Raw genomic sequence first — 14,323 nt, forward strand, 5'->3', positions numbered from 1 at the left:
CCATGCCGTGTTCGTTCGCGGCCTCGATTACGTCCTCGTCGTTGACCGAGCCGCCGGGCTGGATCACCGCTTCGATGCCCGCCTCCGCGGCCTCCTCGATGCCGTCCGGGAACGGGAAGAAGGCGTCCGAAGCCATGACCGCGCCCTCGGCGTCTTTCCCCTCGGCGTGTTCGTCGGCCTTCATCGCCGCCAGTCGAACCGCGTCGACGCGGGAGACCTGCCCCATCCCGATGCCGACCGTCTCCGTGCCGTCGGCAAAGAGGATGCCGTTGGACTTGACGTGTTTCAGGGTCTGCCACGCGAAGACCATCGTCTCGAGTTCCGCCTCGGTCGGCTCGCGCTCGGTGACGATCTCGAGGTCGTCGCTCGAGATCGATTGGAGGTCGCGCTCCTGAACCAGCCGCCCGCCGACGAGTGGTTTTTCGGTAACACGCTCGGTTCGATCGCCGAGTTCGCCGACATCGAGCACGCGTAGATTGTCCTTCTCGCGGAGGACCGCGAGCGCGTCGTCGGTGTAACCGGGGGCGACGACGACCTCCTTGAACGAGTCGACGATCCGCTCGGCAGTCGCCGCGTCACACTCACGGTTCAGCGCGACGATGCCGCCGAACGCGCTCATCGGGTCCGTCGAGAGGGCCTGCTCGTACGCGTCGGCCAGCGAGTCGGCGGTCGCACAGCCCGCCGGATTGGTGTGTTTGATGACCGCCGCCGCGGGCTCGTCGAACTCCTTGATCAGGTTCAACGCGCCGTCGGCGTCGTTGTAGTTGTTGTAGCTAAGCGCCTTCGCGCCCTCGTTCAACTGCTCGGCGTGGACGACGCTTGCCTCGTTGCAGGTGTAATCGGCGTACACCGCGGCGTTCTGATGGGGGTTCTCCCCGTACCGGAGCGTGTCGACCCTGTCGCTCGAAACGAGTCGCCGAGCGGGCAGTCCCTCGGCGTCCGGCGCGGCGGGGGTGTCCGCGTCGACCGTCACCTCGCCGGCCTCGCGGTCGACCGCGACCCGATCCTCGGCGAACCACTTTACGGCGCGTGGGTACGCGCGGAACTCGCCCTCGTAGAGGACCCGTTCTTTTAGCGAATCCGTGTCGTCGCCCTCGTAGACGGGGATCGGCTCCTGAGTGACGATCGGCCCCGCGTCGATTTCGCTCTCGAGGACCGAACCGTTCTCGTCGGTCGCATCGGTGACGACGTGGACCGTACAGCCGGTCACCGAGACGTCCGCCTCGAGCGCGTCGCCCCAGGCGTCCGTGCCGGGGAACGACGGCAGCAACGATGGATGGACGTTCAGCGTCGTCGGTGCGCGCTCGAGGAAGGTATCCGAGAGGATTCGCATGTACCCGTCCAGACAGACGAGATCGAACCCGTAGTCGGACAGGGCCCCCAGCACCGCCTCCTCGTGCTCGCGGCGGTCCATTCCTTCCTCCAGTGGGACGACTTCGGTCGGAATCCCCCGTTCGGCGGCGGCCTCGAGCACCGGCGCGTCCGCGTCGTTCGTGAGGACGACGGCGAGTTCGGCACCGCCCGGTCGTCTGTCGGCGATGTTCAACAGATTGCGCCCTCGGTTGCCGGCCATCCCGGCGATTCGCGTCATGATCGTATCCCCACCCGCGATCGGCAAAGCCGTTGCGGTCTCGAGCGCAAATATATCCACAACTGTGCATTACTCTCCCCCTAATATCCGAGAGTACTCTCGAGATATACATACTCGTGGTCTTCCCGGGCCCGTGTTTCGATACCCTTTTGCACGGGGATGAAAAGAGTCCGACAATGACCGACACAGACCCACTGTACGCCGTCTCGCCGCTGGACGGCCGGTACAGCGGCCGGACCGAACCCCTGTCACCGTACGCGAGCGAGGCCGCGCTCATGCGGGCCCGCGTTCGCGTCGAGGTCGAATACCTGCTCGCGCTGGCGGCCCTCGACGCGACGCCGCTCGAGATCGACCCCGACGAACGCGAACACCTGCGCGGGCTCTACGAGGAGTTCGACGAATCGGACGCCCGTCTGATCAAGACGCTCGAGACGGAGGGCCACGCCGGGTTCGACGCGACCAACCACGACGTGAAAGCAGTCGAGTACTTCGTCCGCCACCGGTTGTCCGACGACAGCGATGCCTCGGCCTGGATTCACTTCGGACTCACCAGCGAGGACGTCAACAACCTCGCCCACCGGCTGCTCGTCCGCGGTGCCGTCGAGGACGTGCTGCTGCCGGAGCTGTACGATCTGCGGGACACGCTCGCCGAAATGGCCCGCGAGTACCGCGACCTGCCGATGCTCGCGCGCACCCACGGCCAGCCGGCGACGCCGACGACGTTCGGCAAGGAGCTGGCGGTCTACGCGGCCCGCCTCGGCCGCGCGACCGGACGGATTCGGCGGGCGACCGACGACCTCCGGGGCAAACTCGGCGGTGCGTCGGGGACCTACGCGGCCCACGTCGCCGCCTACCCCGGCGTCGACTGGCAGGAGTTCGCCCGGGAGTTCGTCACGGACCGCCTCGGTTTCGCGTTCGAACCCCTGACGACGCAGGTCAACCCCTGCGACGACCTCGCGGCGCTGTTCGACGCCGTCCGCGGGGCGAATCGGGTGCTGCTGGATCTCGATCTGGACGTCTGGCTCTACGTCTCCGATCGCTACCTCGGGCAGGAGGCCGTCGAGGGCGAAACCGGCTCGTCGACGATGCCCCACAAGGTCAACCCGATCGACTTCGAGAACAGCGAGGGCAACCTCTCGAAGGCGAACGCCGACCTCGAGTTCCTCGCCGACTACGTCACCACCTCGCGGCTCCAGCGGGACCTCTCGGATTCGACGGTCAAGCGCAACATCGGCGCGGCCTTCGCACACTGTCTCATCGGCTACACCAAGACGGCCGCCGGCCTCGAGAAGGTCGTTCCCAACGAACGGGTCATGCGCGAGGCCCTCGAGTCGACCCCCGAGATCATCGGCGAGGCCGTCCAGACGATCCTCCGCAGGGAAGGGCGAGAAGACGCCTACGAACGGGTCAAGGAGCTCACCCGCGGCCGGCAGGTCACGCTCGCGGACTTCCGGGAACTGTTCGACGAACTCGACGTCGACGAGGGCGTCCGTGACGAACTCCGGTCGCTGACGCCCGCGGGGTACACCGGCGTGGCGAGCGAACTGGTCGACGATCTCGATCGCACCGGCCCGAACTGAACGGCCCGTTGTCCGCCGTCGGTCGGCCGACGAGCGACCGGCTCGTGGTCGCCAGACGGCGGTTAGCCCTCGAAGTGACGCACGTCCTGTGGCTCGATCGAGATGATGACGCGTTCGGTCTCGATCGGGTTCGGATACTCGTCCTCGCCCGTATAGCGCTTGGCCAACTCGTCGATGTGCTCGCGCGCGCCGTCGGTCGTGACCTCGTCGACCTCGCCCGTCACGGAGAGCATCCGGTAGGGATTGTCCGGATCGGTCATGCTCACGGCGATACGCGGATCGTTCCGGGCGTTTTTCTCCTTCCGGCGGTCGCGCTCGGTGTTCACGAGGAGTCGATCGGCGTCGGCGTCGTAATCGATCCACACCGGCGTCGCGTGCGGCGTGCCGTCCGGCAACAGCGTCGTCAGGTGTGCGTACGTTTCTTTCTCGAACAGGCCTTGGAAGTCGTCTGGGATCGACGCCATACCGACTCGAGGCGCTCCTGGTACTAATTCACGCACCCTTCGTAAGAAACGGTAAACCACTACTTATTCCCGACCCGGAACGGTAGCGAAGTTATCAGGAAGGTTCACTGTGTCGCTACGATTGCTCCACTACGCCGACATCGAAAACGCGTACGACGATCCCGAACGGATCGGCCGATTGGCGTCGGTCGTCCGCCGTCGTCGGGACGAAACGACGCTCGTCTGCGGTGCGGGTGATACGACCGCACCCGGCGTCCTCGCGAGGGAGACGGACGGAAAGCACGCGTGTCGGTTCTTCCGTGCCGTCGATCCCGACGTCTCGACGTTCGGGAACCACGAGTTCGATCTCGGAGCCGAGTCGCTGCGCGAACTCGTCGCCGCCACACCCCAGCAATGGGTGACGGCGAATATCCGGGTCGGTGACGGCGCTCGCCCGTTCGCAGCCGAACGCGGCGTCCAGCGGACGGCAGTGGTGTCGGCCGGCACCGAACGCGTCGGAGTCGTCGGCGTCAGCGATCCGCGGTCGATACGGGACCACCCGGTCGCCGACGGCGTCACCGTCGTCGACCCGCTCGAGGCAGCCGCCGACGCCGTCGACGCGTGTCTCGCTGACGGCGTCGATTTCGTCGTCGTGCTCTCGCACGTCGGAACGATCGACGACGAACTGGCCCGGCTCGAGGGCGTCGACGCCGTTCTCGGGGGACACGTCCACGACGTCCGATCGAACGTCGTGGCCGGGACGCCGGTCGTTCACGTCGGCGAGCGGGCGGAACTGGTAAGCGAGGTTCGACTGACGGAGGGGACCCCCGAGGTCGTCCTGCATCGGGTTCCGGACGCGCCCGTGGCGACGGACGTCGAAACAGCCTATCGGGAGTTGTTCGCCGAGATCGGTCTGGACGAGACGGTCGTGACGCTCGAGACGCCGGTTGCTCGGAACACTGCGGCGCGTTACCCCGAGAGCCGGGTCGGAAACACCGTGGCAGACGCCTACCGCTGGGCGGCCGGAGCCGACGTCGCCGTCTGTCACGCCGGAATGTTTCGTGCCGGCCCGCCGCTGTCCGGCGACGTGACCGTTGGCGATCTCCGGTCGTTGACCCCGTTCGACAACGAGATACACGCGACGCAGTTGACGGGGGCGGAGCTCGTGACCCTGTTCGAGAATCTCGCGACTCCGTCGACCGGAGCGAAAGAGCCGGACGTGATCGCCCACGTCAGCGGCGCATCGCTCTCGTGGCGGCGCACGGCCGCCGACATCGAACTCGTGTCGGCGACGGTTGCCGGAACGTCGCCCGATCCCGAGGCCGCCTACGAGGTGGCCGCCCCGTCGTTCGCGTTCGCCAGCGGGTCGTTCCCGCCGCTGGCTCGGGATCGGATCGAAACGACTCACGGCCATCAACGCGACGTCCTCGTCGAGTACGTCCGCCGGCACGGGTTTCGGTCGAAGCGCGACGGTCGAATGGAGGCCGTCGTCGATACCGCCTCGGACGCGGTCGATTCGCTCCGGTAGGGTCCGAGCGAACCCGTCGCGTTTATCGCGATCCGACCATCGCGGCCAGCGTCTCCTCGAGCGCGGTCGCCGCGGCCTCGACGGCGTCGACGCGGACGTACTCACGGGCCGAGTGCGCGACGGCCCCCTCGTCGTCGGCAAGCACTCCGGGGCCGAAGACGACCGTCGGCGCGGTCTCCGCGAAGTACGCGGCCTCCGTCGCCGCGGTGAAGGGACGGACCGCGCCGCCGGCCGCGTCCGCGAGCACCTCGACGATCCGCGCGTCGGGATCGGTCTCCCAGGCCTCGAGAAACGGCGTCGGCCGGTCGGTGAACGCGAACTCGACGCCGACGTCGTCGGGCACCGCGTCCCGCAGGTGATCGGTCAGCGCCGCGTGAAACTCGGCGGCCGTTTCGGGCGGGACGCTCCGGCGGTCGACCGTCAGCGCGCAGTCGGCCGGCACCTGATTCGTGGCCTCGCCACCCTCCACGACGGTCGGGGTGAGCGTCGCCGCGCCGAGTTGCGGGTGGGTGGGCGGCGCGTCCGGACGCTCGTCGAACGTTCCGACCGCCGCGAGGACGGGCTCGAGGGCGGCGACGGCGTTCGTTCCCGTCTCGGGTTCGGCCGCGTGGGCGGCCGCTCCGGAGAGGCGGACGGTTCCCTGAAAGCGCCCCTTCGCGGCCGTACAGACGTCGAGTCCGGTCGGCTCGCCGACGATCACCGCGTCGGCGTCTCGAATCGGCGAGTCCGCTCTCGAGGCCAGCGCGTACGCGCCCGTCGAGAGCACCTCTTCGTCGGGGGTGATCGCGAGCGTCACCCGACCCCTCTCGGGTTCGACGGCGAAAAACGCGGTCAGCATGGCCGCGAGCGGTCCCTTCGCGTCACAGGAGCCGCGACCGCGGACGACGCCCGCGCCCTCGTCGCGCTCGAACGATACGTGCGGCGACACCGTATCGATGTGCGTGTTCAGGACGACGTGCGTCTCGGCGTTCTCGCCCGTCGGTCCCCGAGTCGCCAGCACGTTGCCGGCGTCGTCGACCCGGGCGTCGACGCCGTTCGCCTCGAGGGTCTCGCACAGCAACGTTCGCATCGGCTCGACGTCCTCGTGGGAGGGATGCTGGACGGCCGTCTCGAGGAAGGCGATGGGATCGAACCCGGGTGCGGTATCGGTCCCCGTTTCCGTCATGATTCGGCCGGCGGTTCGATCGCCACCTCGCCCTCGAACTCGCGTTCGACGGGACCGGTCAGCGTCGCGCAGCCGCGGTCGTTGAAGCTCACGGTGAGGGTGCCACCCGGCGGATGGACGGCGACGGGATCGGCGTCGGTGCGGCCGAGTCGACGCGCCGCGACGGCGATGGCGACCGCACCGGTGCCACAGGAGTCGGTTTCGCCCTCGACGCCGCGCTCGTAGGTGCGCTGGTCGAACCCGCCTGAACCGTCGTGACTCGCCACGGTGACGTTGGTCCCGCGGGGGAAGACGTCGGCGTGGCGAACCGGCGGGGCGACCCCCTCGAGATCGACGTCGTCTACGTCGTCGACGAACGCGACGGCGTGGGGGACGCCGGTGTTGACCACCGTCACCTCGAGCCCCTCGATCGGTGCTTCGAAGACCGGTCCGTCTGCGTCGACGGGGATCGCCGCGGGATCGAACGTCGGCGTCCCCATTTCGATGGTGACGTCGCCGTTCGGTGTTCGATCCGCTCGCAGCGTTCCCGCTTGCGTATCGATCATCACGCTGTCGGCGTCCGTGCGTCGCATCGCCCACTCGGCGGCACAGCGCGCACCGTTGCCGCACATGGGCGCGGTCGCCCCGTCGGGTTGCACCAGCGTCATCACGACCCGCGGGGGCGTAAACGCCGGCTCGAGCGCGAGAAAGAGGATCCCGTCGGCCCCGACGCCGTCGTCCCGGTCGCACTCGCACTCGGCGAGCGCACCCCGGTCGGGGACGTGTTCGTCCGCGTGGATAACGAGAAAGTCGTTGCCGGTGCCGTGGTACTTCTGGAATGGAACGGTCATACGTGAATCACTCCGGTTCATCGTCGGTGGGGACTCGACTCGTCTCGAGGCGGGTGACGTCCTCGACGGTCTCCCGGCGACGCGCGAGTCGGACCGCATCGCCGTCGATCACGACCGACGCGGGTCGGGGCCGGGAGTTGTACTGTGAAGCCATCTCGTAGCCGTACGCGCCTGCGTTGCCGATCGCAAGGACGTCGCCGCGTTCGGTTGCGGGCAGTTCGCGGTCGGTACAGAAAACGTCCCCGCTCTCGCAGATCGGGCCGGCGACGGTCTGTGCGATCGGGTCGCGTTCGCCGGCGGCGCTCGAGTCGGCCGTCAGGTTGCGGATCGGGTGGGACGCGTCGTACATCGCGGGCCGGAGCAGGGTCGTCATCCCGGCGTCGACGCCGACCGCGATCGTTTCGCGGGCCTCTTTGACGGTGTTGACCCGCGTCAGGAGCACGCCCGCGTCGGCGACGACGTAGCGGCCGGGTTCGATCGCGAGCGTCGCGTCGACGTCGCCCAGCGCGGACCGGGTCGCGTCGGCGACCGCCTCGAGGTCCAGCGGCTCCTCGTCGTCGCGGTAGGGGACCCCGAAGCCGCCGCCGACGTCGACGAACTCGAGGCTTCCGACGGCATCGGCGACCGAACGGGCGAGATCGCCCATCCGCGAGACGAACTCCCGGTGTGCGTCGAGTTGCTCGCTCGAGACGCCGGAGCCGACGTGTGCGTGAAGTCCGACCACGTCGAACCCGCGGTCGGCTGCGTCCGCGAGGGCGTCGACGGCGCGGTCGGCCGGAACGCCGAACTTCGCGTGTCCTCCAGTTTCGACGTTCTCGTGGTGGCCAGCGCCGATGCCGGGGTTGACCCGCAGGCACAGCCGGCCGTCGTAGCCGCGGTCAGCCAGCCGGTCGACGGTGTCCTCGGCACCGACGGTGACCGTCAGGTCGGGGTGAGCCGCCCACGCGTCGACGACCCAGTCGAGGTCGCGGGCGGGCGGATTGACGGCCGTGTAGTGGACGTCGGCACCGGTGCCGCCCGCCTCGAGCGCCCGCCGTACTTCCCCGGCGGAGGCACACTCGAGCCCGGCCCCCGCGTCGTGGAGGGTTTCGAGGACGTCTCCGAGGGCGTTGGCCTTTACCGCATACAGGATCGCCGCGTCAGGGAACGCCGCCGTCAGACGACGATAATTCTCACGGACCCGCTCGAGGTCGAGGACGTACAGCGGCGAGCCGTAGTCGTCGACAAGCCCCCGAAGGGCGGTCCCGTCCCAGTCTTCGAGCCGACGAACGGCGGCGGTCTCGCCCGTCGCGGTCTCGGCGCTCGGCGTCCCGGGTTCCTCCGTCCCGCTCACTCCCGCAACACCTCCTCGCGTTCGGTTGCCTCGAGCGTCTCCGCCTCGAGATCGGTCGCGACGACGGCGGGCTTGTACGCGCCGCCGTCGAAGAGGTCGTGATCGCTGACCGAGGATTCGACGAAGCGGGTAAAGGCACGCCGGTTCGCGGGCAGTTCGCCGTACAGGACCTCCTCCTCGACGAGGTCGTAGACCGGGATCCGCGGCGTCAAAAGCGTGTTCTCGCCGACGACGCTGTTCTCGCCGACGATAAAGCCCGAAGTAACGCGACAGCCGGCACCCAGCGAGACGCCGTCCTCGACGACGACCGGCGCGTTCTCGACCGGCTCCAAGACGCCGCCGATGAGGGTGTTCGCGCCGAGTTTGACGTCGTCGCCGATCTGGGCGCACGACCCCACCGTATCGCAGGAGTCGACGAGCGTCCCGTCGCCGACGAACGCGCCGACGTTGACGAAGGCCGGACTCATCAGGATGCAGTCGGAGCCGACGCGAGCGCCGCGGCGAACCACGGTCCCGTCGGGCGTGTTCCGGCTCCCGCGGGCCGCGTAGTCGCTCGTGTCGGCAAGCGGCAGGACGTCGTTGTACGTGACGCCGCCGTACTCGCGCGGCTCGGTCGGTCGAAGCCCGAAGTTGAGCAGGATTCCCCGCTTGACCCACTCGTTTGCCACCCACTCGCCGCCGCGGTTCTCGGCGGCGCGGACCTCGCCGGCCTCGAGGGCGTCGAGAAACGCCTCGAGCGTCGCGTCCGCGTCTTCGCTCGCCGTCTCGGCGGTGATAGTGCCGTCGTCGTACTGTTCCCAGAGGTCGGTGATTTCGGTCTCGAGTGTGCTCATTGGTCGATCACGTTCGCGAAGTCGTATACGCCGTTCGTTCGACCGTCGATCCAGACGGCCGCGTCGACCGCGCCCGCGGCGAAGACCGCTCGATCCTCGGCGCGGTGTGTCAGGCGGACCTCCTCGTGGTTGCCCGCGATGACGATCTCGTGTTCGCCGGTAATATCGCCCGCCCGGAGGGCGTGGACGCCGATTTCGCCCTCCGTTCGGGGCGTCACCCCCTCGCGGCCGTGCGTTCGCTCGCCGAACTCCCCGTTTGCTTCGATCGCGGCGAGCAGTCGGTTCGCGGTGCCACTCGGCGCGTCGCGCTTCGCGCTGTGGTGGGTTTCGACCAGTTCGACGTCGTATCCCGGCAGACTCCGAACGGCCTCCCCGACGGCGTTGACGAGCGCCCCGACCCCGCGGGCGAAGTTCGGCGCGTGGAGGACTGGGATCGATTCGCCCGCAGCCTCGAGCGCTGCGGTTTCGGTCTCGTCGAACCCGGTCGTCCCGGTGACGAACGCGACCCCGGCGTCGGCACAGGCTTGTGCGTACTCGAGCGCGGACGCCGGTCCGGTGAAGTCGATCACGACCCGCGGGTCGCGGTCGACGACCAGCGACTCGAACTCGGCAGCGGGCTCGACGGCGACCCCGGCGACCGTCTCGTCGCCGGGATCACGGTTGACCGCGAAGGCCACGTCACAGTCCTCGCGGTCCGTTACGGCGGCGATCACCTCGCGTCCCATCCGGCCGGTCGCGCCGGTGACGCCGATCCGGATCGTCATCGATCACCCTCCCGGTTCGCATCGGCGTTTGCCAGCGCGGCCGACCGGTGTTCGAGGTCCGCGAGGACGCGCTCGAGATCCTCGCGGTGCGCCGCCGAGAGGCGGGTAAGCGGCGAGCGCAGGCGGGCGGGGCCGTAGTCCCGGATCTCCATCGCCTCCTTGACCGGTATCGGGTTGGTCTCGACGAACAGGTTCCGGAACAGCGGGCCGAGTTCGTGGTGGAGGGCGCGTGCGCGCCGGTAGTCACCGTCCAGTGCAGCCCCGACCATCGCACACGTCCGTTCGGGTTCGACGTTCGCGGCGACGCTGATCGCTCCCGTCCCGCCGACGGAGAGGGTCGGCAGCGTGAGCGCGTCGTCGCCCGAGAGGACGGCAAACTCCGCGTCGGCCGTACGCTCGACGATCTCGCCGATCGCGCCGAGATCGCCGCTTGCCGCCTTGTACCCAGCGACGTTCTCGTGATCGGCGAGTTCGACGGCCGTGTCCGGCTCGATCGTCCGGCCGGTCCGCGAGGGGACGTTGTAGACGATCTGTGGCAGGTCGACCGCGTCGGCGATCGTCCGATAGTGTTCGAGCAACCCGCGCTGTTCGGGCTTGTTGTAGTACGGCGAGATGAGAAGCAGTCCGTCAGCACCCGCGTCGGCCGCGCGCTCGGAGAGTTCCAGCGCTTCACGGGTGTTGTTCGAGCCCGTCCCCGCGATGACGGGGACGTCGTCGACGGCCTCGATGACCGCCTCGACGACCCGGACGTGTTCGTCGTGGGTCAGCGTCGCCGACTCGCCCGTCGAGCCGACGGGAACCAACCCGTCGACGCCCGCCGCCTCGAGCCGCTTGGCATCCCGCTGGAGCGTTTCGAAGTCGATCCGTTCGTCCTCGTCGAAGGGCGTACACATCGCCGGAAAGACGCCCGAAAGGTCGATGTCTGTCATTGTCGTTGGGTTCGGATATCGGGTTCCGATCACCGACCGGACGTTCCGGGTCCGATCGGTGACGTTTGAAGGTCGGTCGCGCGCGGTCGGAGCGTGCCCGGGACGGGGGTGCCACTCCCGCCGCGAGCACAATCACGCGCGTTTACGTTTCGGAAAACGAGGACGGCCGTCGCTCACGAGGGAACCAGCGCCCGGGTGAGCGACGCGGCGCATACGTACCCGACGGGACTGGACCGACTTATCCGTTGTGTCCGTGGCGGTATTGGCCGGCCGTTACTGGGTCGGCAACGTACCGTTCCACGTAATTTATCCCAATGCATTACTTACAGCCGTCTATGACAGACTTCGGGCTCAAGGTGCGAATGGCGATCGTCGGGTCGATCCTGTTCGCGTTTTACATGTTCGTTGGGGCCTTCGGCCTGGCGATGTTCGGGGTTCAGGCGTGGCCGCTGGTCCTGCTCGGACTCGTCACGTTGCCGTTCATCCAGTACAAGATCGGGACGTGGTCCGCGACCAGACGTGCCGAACCGATGCCCGAGGAGGGACAGTACCAGGATATCCACCGGATGACCGACTCGCTGAGTCAGGATATGGGTATCAAAAAACCCAAACTGATGGTCATGAACATGGGCGTCCCCAACGCCTTCGCGACCGGCCGCAAGGGCAACGGCGTCGTCGTCGTCTCGACGGAACTCATCCGGCTGCTCGAGCGTGACGAACTCGAGGGCGTCATCGCCCACGAACTCGCCCACATCAAAAACCGCGACGTCGTCACGATGGTCGTCGGCCAGTCGATCGGGATGATGGTCGGCTGGGTCGCCTACATGATCTACATGATGGGCGACGACCGAAACATCGGCAGCATCTTCGTCGGGATGTTCATCTCGAACATCGCCCAGATGCTCGTGATGGTGTTCGTGCTCGCGATCTCGCGATACCGCGAGTACGTCGCCGACGAGGACGCCCGCCAGTACATCGGCAGCGGCGACCCGCTGGCCCGCGCGCTCGAGAAGATTTCACAGGGTGCACAGGGGCGGGAGTCGAACCTCGACGACAGCGTCAGCGCGCTGTGTATCTTCAACGCCGAGCGCGGCCTGCTCCAGTCGCTGTTCGCGACCCATCCGCCGACGGAAAAGCGCATCGAGAAACTCCGACGCTGACCCACTGGGCGGGCTGACGGCCGACCGACGCGATTTTTTACGTTCGGGTATGACACACCGAGACGTGACTGAAATCCATCCCGGTCAGCGCGTCGCCGTCCTCGTCGACGCCCAGAACCTCTATCACACCGCACAGAGCCTGCACAGCCGCAACATCGACTACTCCGCGCTGCTCGAGAAGGCCGTTCAGGACCGGCAACTCACTCGAGCGATCGCCTACGTCATCCGCGCGGAAGCCCCCGAAGAGGAGAGCTTCTTCGATGCGCTCGTCGACATCGGCTTCGAGACGAAGATCAAGAACATCAAGACCTTCGCCGACGGGACCAAGAAAGCCGACTGGGACGTGGGGATGAGCCTCGACGCCGTGACGCTTGCAAACCACGTCGATACGATCGTCCTCTGTACGGGCGATGGGGATTTCTCCCGGCTGTGTTCGCATCTGCGACACGAAGGCGTTCGCGTCGAGGTGATGGCCTTCGAGTCCTCGACCGCCGAGGAACTCATCGACGAAGCCGACGCGTTCCTCGATCTGGGCGAGCGCCACGAAACCTTCCTCCTGTAAGGCAGCGATAAATAGCGGCCGCGCTCGAGTCATCGACTCCGTGCCCGCCCCGAGGAGCGATCGACCGGGACGTTTCCGTCGATATCACCCGGCTACGCCCGTGACTCCTTCGCCACGCCGACGAACAGCGCGAGCGCGCCGACCACAAGCGCCGTCCCCGGAAGCACATAGCCCGGAAGCGACAACTCGAGGACCGACGGCCCGACGAGCGTCAGGCTGCTGACCGCAAGCAGCGCGGTCCCGAGGACGATCTGTGTGAGATCCATCTCACCACGCGGATAGTGTCCCGCTCTATATAACGATCATGATTGGTCGTCAGAACGGTGCGGTCGGGAGCGCCGGCTCCCGACCCGCGTCGGCGGGTCGTGCCGGCGACGACGATCGAAGGGCTTTCGACCCGCGGCGCGAAACCCCGGACGATGAGCGAGCCAGCCGACGGGCACGCAGGGCTTTCGGACCTCCGAACGATCGCGGAGTACCAGTTCGGCGCGGGCGCGGGAACGGCGCTGTTTCCACCCGAGGAGTCGCTGACGATCAAACGAACGTCGTCGGGGCGTCCCCAGCAGATCCACGCCGAATCCGGCCGCATCGTCTCGTTCGGAACCGACGGCCGCTTTACCCTCGGTCTCGAGGGCGGCCGTCGGCTCGAGGCGGCGCTCGAGCACCCCGCCTACCGCGTCGTCGTCGACGACGAGAGCGAGCCGTTCGTCCGCGACGAGAAGAACGTTTTCGCGAAGTTCGTCCTCGAGGTAGGCTCGGAGGTCCGTCCCGGCGACGAGGTGCTCGTCGTCCACGAGCGCGGCGAACTGATCGCGGTCGGAACGGCGGCACTCGACGCCGAGGCGATCCGCGATTTCGAGACGGGGATGGCGGTCACCGTCCGCGAAGGGGCTCCGGCAGACGCCTAAGGGAGTTTGCAGTCCCGTCCGATCTCCGCTTCGTAGCGCGCTTTGATCGCCTCGAACAACTCCTCGCCGATCGACGTCCGGATCCGGGGCGTGGCCGTGGCGAAGAACTCGTCGAGGTTCTCGAACTCGGAAAAGGCGTCGTTTGGCTCGGTTTCGTCGTACCGATCCTCGCGTTCGTACTTGAGCGCCTGCAGGCAGTTATCGATCAGATCCATGTCCTTGACGAACGTCGCGGTGGCCGTCTCGCGCTCCTCGTACTCCTCCCAGAGCGCCAGCAGCTCCTGCTCCCGAAACGGCTCGAACAGGTCGTCGAGCGCATCCCGCTCGCGGGCCGCCTTTTCGTCGGCCGAAATCCGTTGGTCGTCACGTTTCGCGCGGGTGGCGACGTCGCCCGTGCGCGCCTCTGCGATATCGTGGACGAGCGCCATCGAAACCGCGCGGTCGCGATCGACCGCCGCGTCGGCCCGGTCGGCATACAGCAGACACAGGGTTGCCGTCCCCCACGTGTGTGCCGCGACCGACTCCGGGGCCTCGATCCCACGGAGGACCCACCCCGTCCGGCGCTCGTCTTTCAACGCGAGCATCTCGAGCAGGGTCTCGAGTTCGTCCGTCATCGGTCGGTGGTCACCGCACTTCGGGTTGAAGGCACCGATTCCGGCCACGCCGGACGACCGCGGCCGCTCGTCCGCGTCGGCCG

At 67.7% G+C, this 14,323-nt stretch carries 15 protein-coding genes; 5 read left to right on the forward strand and 10 right to left on the reverse strand.

What is annotated here, in order from left to right:
- Positions 1-1,591: formyltransferase family protein (locus TX80_RS08755; RefSeq protein ID WP_049922724.1), on the reverse strand; the 1,591-nt coding region annotated here is incomplete at its 3' end.
- Between the two features lie 176 nt (positions 1,592-1,767).
- Between TX80_RS08755 and purB the strand changes: the two genes are divergently transcribed.
- A complete protein-coding gene (gene purB, locus TX80_RS08760; protein ID WP_049922725.1) occupies positions 1,768-3,171 on the forward strand; it encodes an adenylosuccinate lyase in 1,404 nt (467 codons plus the stop codon).
- A 62-nt stretch (positions 3,172-3,233) separates the two neighbouring features.
- On the opposite strand, the gene TX80_RS08765 is transcribed toward purB, so the two are convergent.
- Complete coding sequence (locus TX80_RS08765) at positions 3,234-3,635, reverse strand: PPOX class F420-dependent oxidoreductase (RefSeq protein WP_049922726.1); 402 nt, start codon at positions 3,633-3,635, stop codon at positions 3,234-3,236.
- A gap of 109 nt (positions 3,636-3,744) precedes the next feature.
- Between TX80_RS08765 and TX80_RS08770 the strand changes: the two genes are divergently transcribed.
- Positions 3,745-5,142 (forward strand): bifunctional metallophosphatase/5'-nucleotidase, encoded by a 1,398-nt coding sequence (locus TX80_RS08770; RefSeq protein WP_049922727.1) that lies wholly within the window; start codon positions 3,745-3,747, stop codon positions 5,140-5,142.
- Positions 5,143-5,164: 22 nt separating this feature from the next.
- Here the strand turns inward: TX80_RS08770 and TX80_RS08775 are convergent, their stop codons facing one another.
- The 6 genes from TX80_RS08775 to dapA are packed head-to-tail and all read right to left on the reverse strand — an operon-like array spanning position 5,165 to position 10,996.
- Positions 5,165-6,307 (reverse strand): M20 family metallopeptidase, encoded by a 1,143-nt coding sequence (locus TX80_RS08775; RefSeq protein WP_049922728.1) that lies wholly within the window; start codon positions 6,305-6,307, stop codon positions 5,165-5,167.
- Positions 6,304-7,137: a diaminopimelate epimerase gene (gene dapF, locus TX80_RS08780; protein ID WP_049922729.1), complete on the reverse strand. Its 834-nt coding sequence runs from the start codon at positions 7,135-7,137 to the stop codon at positions 6,304-6,306. The genes TX80_RS08775 and dapF overlap by 4 nt, the downstream gene beginning before the upstream one ends.
- Positions 7,138-7,144: 7 nt before the next feature.
- Complete coding sequence (lysA, locus tag TX80_RS08785; RefSeq protein WP_049922730.1) at positions 7,145-8,470, reverse strand: diaminopimelate decarboxylase; 1,326 nt, start codon at positions 8,468-8,470, stop codon at positions 7,145-7,147.
- Positions 8,467-9,303, reverse strand: a complete 837-nt coding sequence (locus TX80_RS08790; RefSeq protein ID WP_049922731.1) for a 2,3,4,5-tetrahydropyridine-2,6-dicarboxylate N-succinyltransferase — start codon at positions 9,301-9,303, stop codon at positions 8,467-8,469. Before TX80_RS08790 ends, lysA begins: the two co-directional genes overlap by 4 nt.
- A complete protein-coding gene (dapB, locus tag TX80_RS08795) occupies positions 9,300-10,067 on the reverse strand; it encodes a 4-hydroxy-tetrahydrodipicolinate reductase (protein WP_049922732.1) in 768 nt (255 codons plus the stop codon). The genes TX80_RS08790 and dapB overlap by 4 nt, the downstream gene beginning before the upstream one ends.
- The gene (gene dapA / locus TX80_RS08800) at positions 10,064-10,996 is read right to left on the reverse strand and encodes a 4-hydroxy-tetrahydrodipicolinate synthase (protein ID WP_049922733.1); all 933 of its coding nucleotides are present in this window, start codon (positions 10,994-10,996) and stop codon (positions 10,064-10,066) included. Before dapA ends, dapB begins: the two co-directional genes overlap by 4 nt.
- 335 nt (positions 10,997-11,331) lie before the next feature.
- On the opposite strand from dapA, the gene TX80_RS08805 reads away from it, so the two are divergent.
- On the forward strand, positions 11,332-12,156 hold the full coding sequence (locus tag TX80_RS08805; protein ID WP_049922734.1) for a M48 family metallopeptidase: 825 nt from the start codon (positions 11,332-11,334) through the stop codon (positions 12,154-12,156).
- A gap of 64 nt (positions 12,157-12,220) precedes the next feature.
- Positions 12,221-12,718, forward strand: coding sequence for a LabA-like NYN domain-containing protein (locus tag TX80_RS08810; protein ID WP_049923204.1), 498 nt, complete (start codon positions 12,221-12,223; stop codon positions 12,716-12,718).
- Between the two features lie 92 nt (positions 12,719-12,810).
- Here the strand turns inward: TX80_RS08810 and TX80_RS19375 are convergent, their stop codons facing one another.
- Entirely contained in the window at positions 12,811-12,984 is a 174-nt protein-coding gene (locus TX80_RS19375; RefSeq protein ID WP_195893057.1) for a hypothetical protein, read from the reverse strand.
- A gap of 153 nt (positions 12,985-13,137) precedes the next feature.
- Between TX80_RS19375 and TX80_RS08815 the strand changes: the two genes are divergently transcribed.
- Positions 13,138-13,626: a PUA domain-containing protein gene (locus TX80_RS08815; RefSeq protein WP_049923205.1), complete on the forward strand. Its 489-nt coding sequence runs from the start codon at positions 13,138-13,140 to the stop codon at positions 13,624-13,626.
- Here TX80_RS08815 and TX80_RS08820 read toward each other — a convergent pair.
- Positions 13,623-14,240, reverse strand: a complete 618-nt coding sequence (locus TX80_RS08820; RefSeq protein ID WP_049922735.1) for an HD domain-containing protein — start codon at positions 14,238-14,240, stop codon at positions 13,623-13,625. The genes TX80_RS08815 and TX80_RS08820 overlap by 4 nt on opposite strands.
- Positions 14,241-14,323 lie beyond the last annotated feature (83 nt).

The sequence above is a fragment of the Halopiger djelfimassiliensis genome (genome assembly GCF_000455365.1).
In the GTDB taxonomy this organism is placed as follows: domain Archaea; phylum Halobacteriota; class Halobacteria; order Halobacteriales; family Natrialbaceae; genus Halopiger_B; species Halopiger_B djelfimassiliensis.

What these genes read in the sequence shown, in the direction of transcription:
- purB (WP_049922725.1), top strand. Translation starts at nt 1,768, where the DNA reads ATGACCGACACAGACCCACTGTACGCCGTCTCGCCGCTGGACGGCCGG.
- TX80_RS08765 (WP_049922726.1), bottom strand. Translation starts at nt 3,635, where the DNA reads ATGGCGTCGATCCCAGACGACTTCCAAGGCCTGTTCGAGAAAGAAACG.
- TX80_RS08775 (WP_049922728.1), bottom strand. Translation starts at nt 6,307, where the DNA reads ATGACGGAAACGGGGACCGATACCGCACCCGGGTTCGATCCCATCGCC.
- dapF (WP_049922729.1), bottom strand. Translation starts at nt 7,137, where the DNA reads ATGACCGTTCCATTCCAGAAGTACCACGGCACCGGCAACGACTTTCTC.
- TX80_RS08790 (WP_049922731.1), bottom strand. Translation starts at nt 9,303, where the DNA reads ATGAGCACACTCGAGACCGAAATCACCGACCTCTGGGAACAGTACGAC.
- dapB (WP_049922732.1), bottom strand. Translation starts at nt 10,067, where the DNA reads ATGACGATCCGGATCGGCGTCACCGGCGCGACCGGCCGGATGGGACGC.
- dapA (WP_049922733.1), bottom strand. Translation starts at nt 10,996, where the DNA reads ATGACAGACATCGACCTTTCGGGCGTCTTTCCGGCGATGTGTACGCCC.
- TX80_RS08805 (WP_049922734.1), top strand. Translation starts at nt 11,332, where the DNA reads ATGACAGACTTCGGGCTCAAGGTGCGAATGGCGATCGTCGGGTCGATC.
- TX80_RS19375 (WP_195893057.1), bottom strand. Translation starts at nt 12,984, where the DNA reads ATGGATCTCACACAGATCGTCCTCGGGACCGCGCTGCTTGCGGTCAGC.
- TX80_RS08815 (WP_049923205.1), top strand. Translation starts at nt 13,138, where the DNA reads ATGAGCGAGCCAGCCGACGGGCACGCAGGGCTTTCGGACCTCCGAACG.
- TX80_RS08820 (WP_049922735.1), bottom strand. Translation starts at nt 14,240, where the DNA reads ATGACGGACGAACTCGAGACCCTGCTCGAGATGCTCGCGTTGAAAGAC.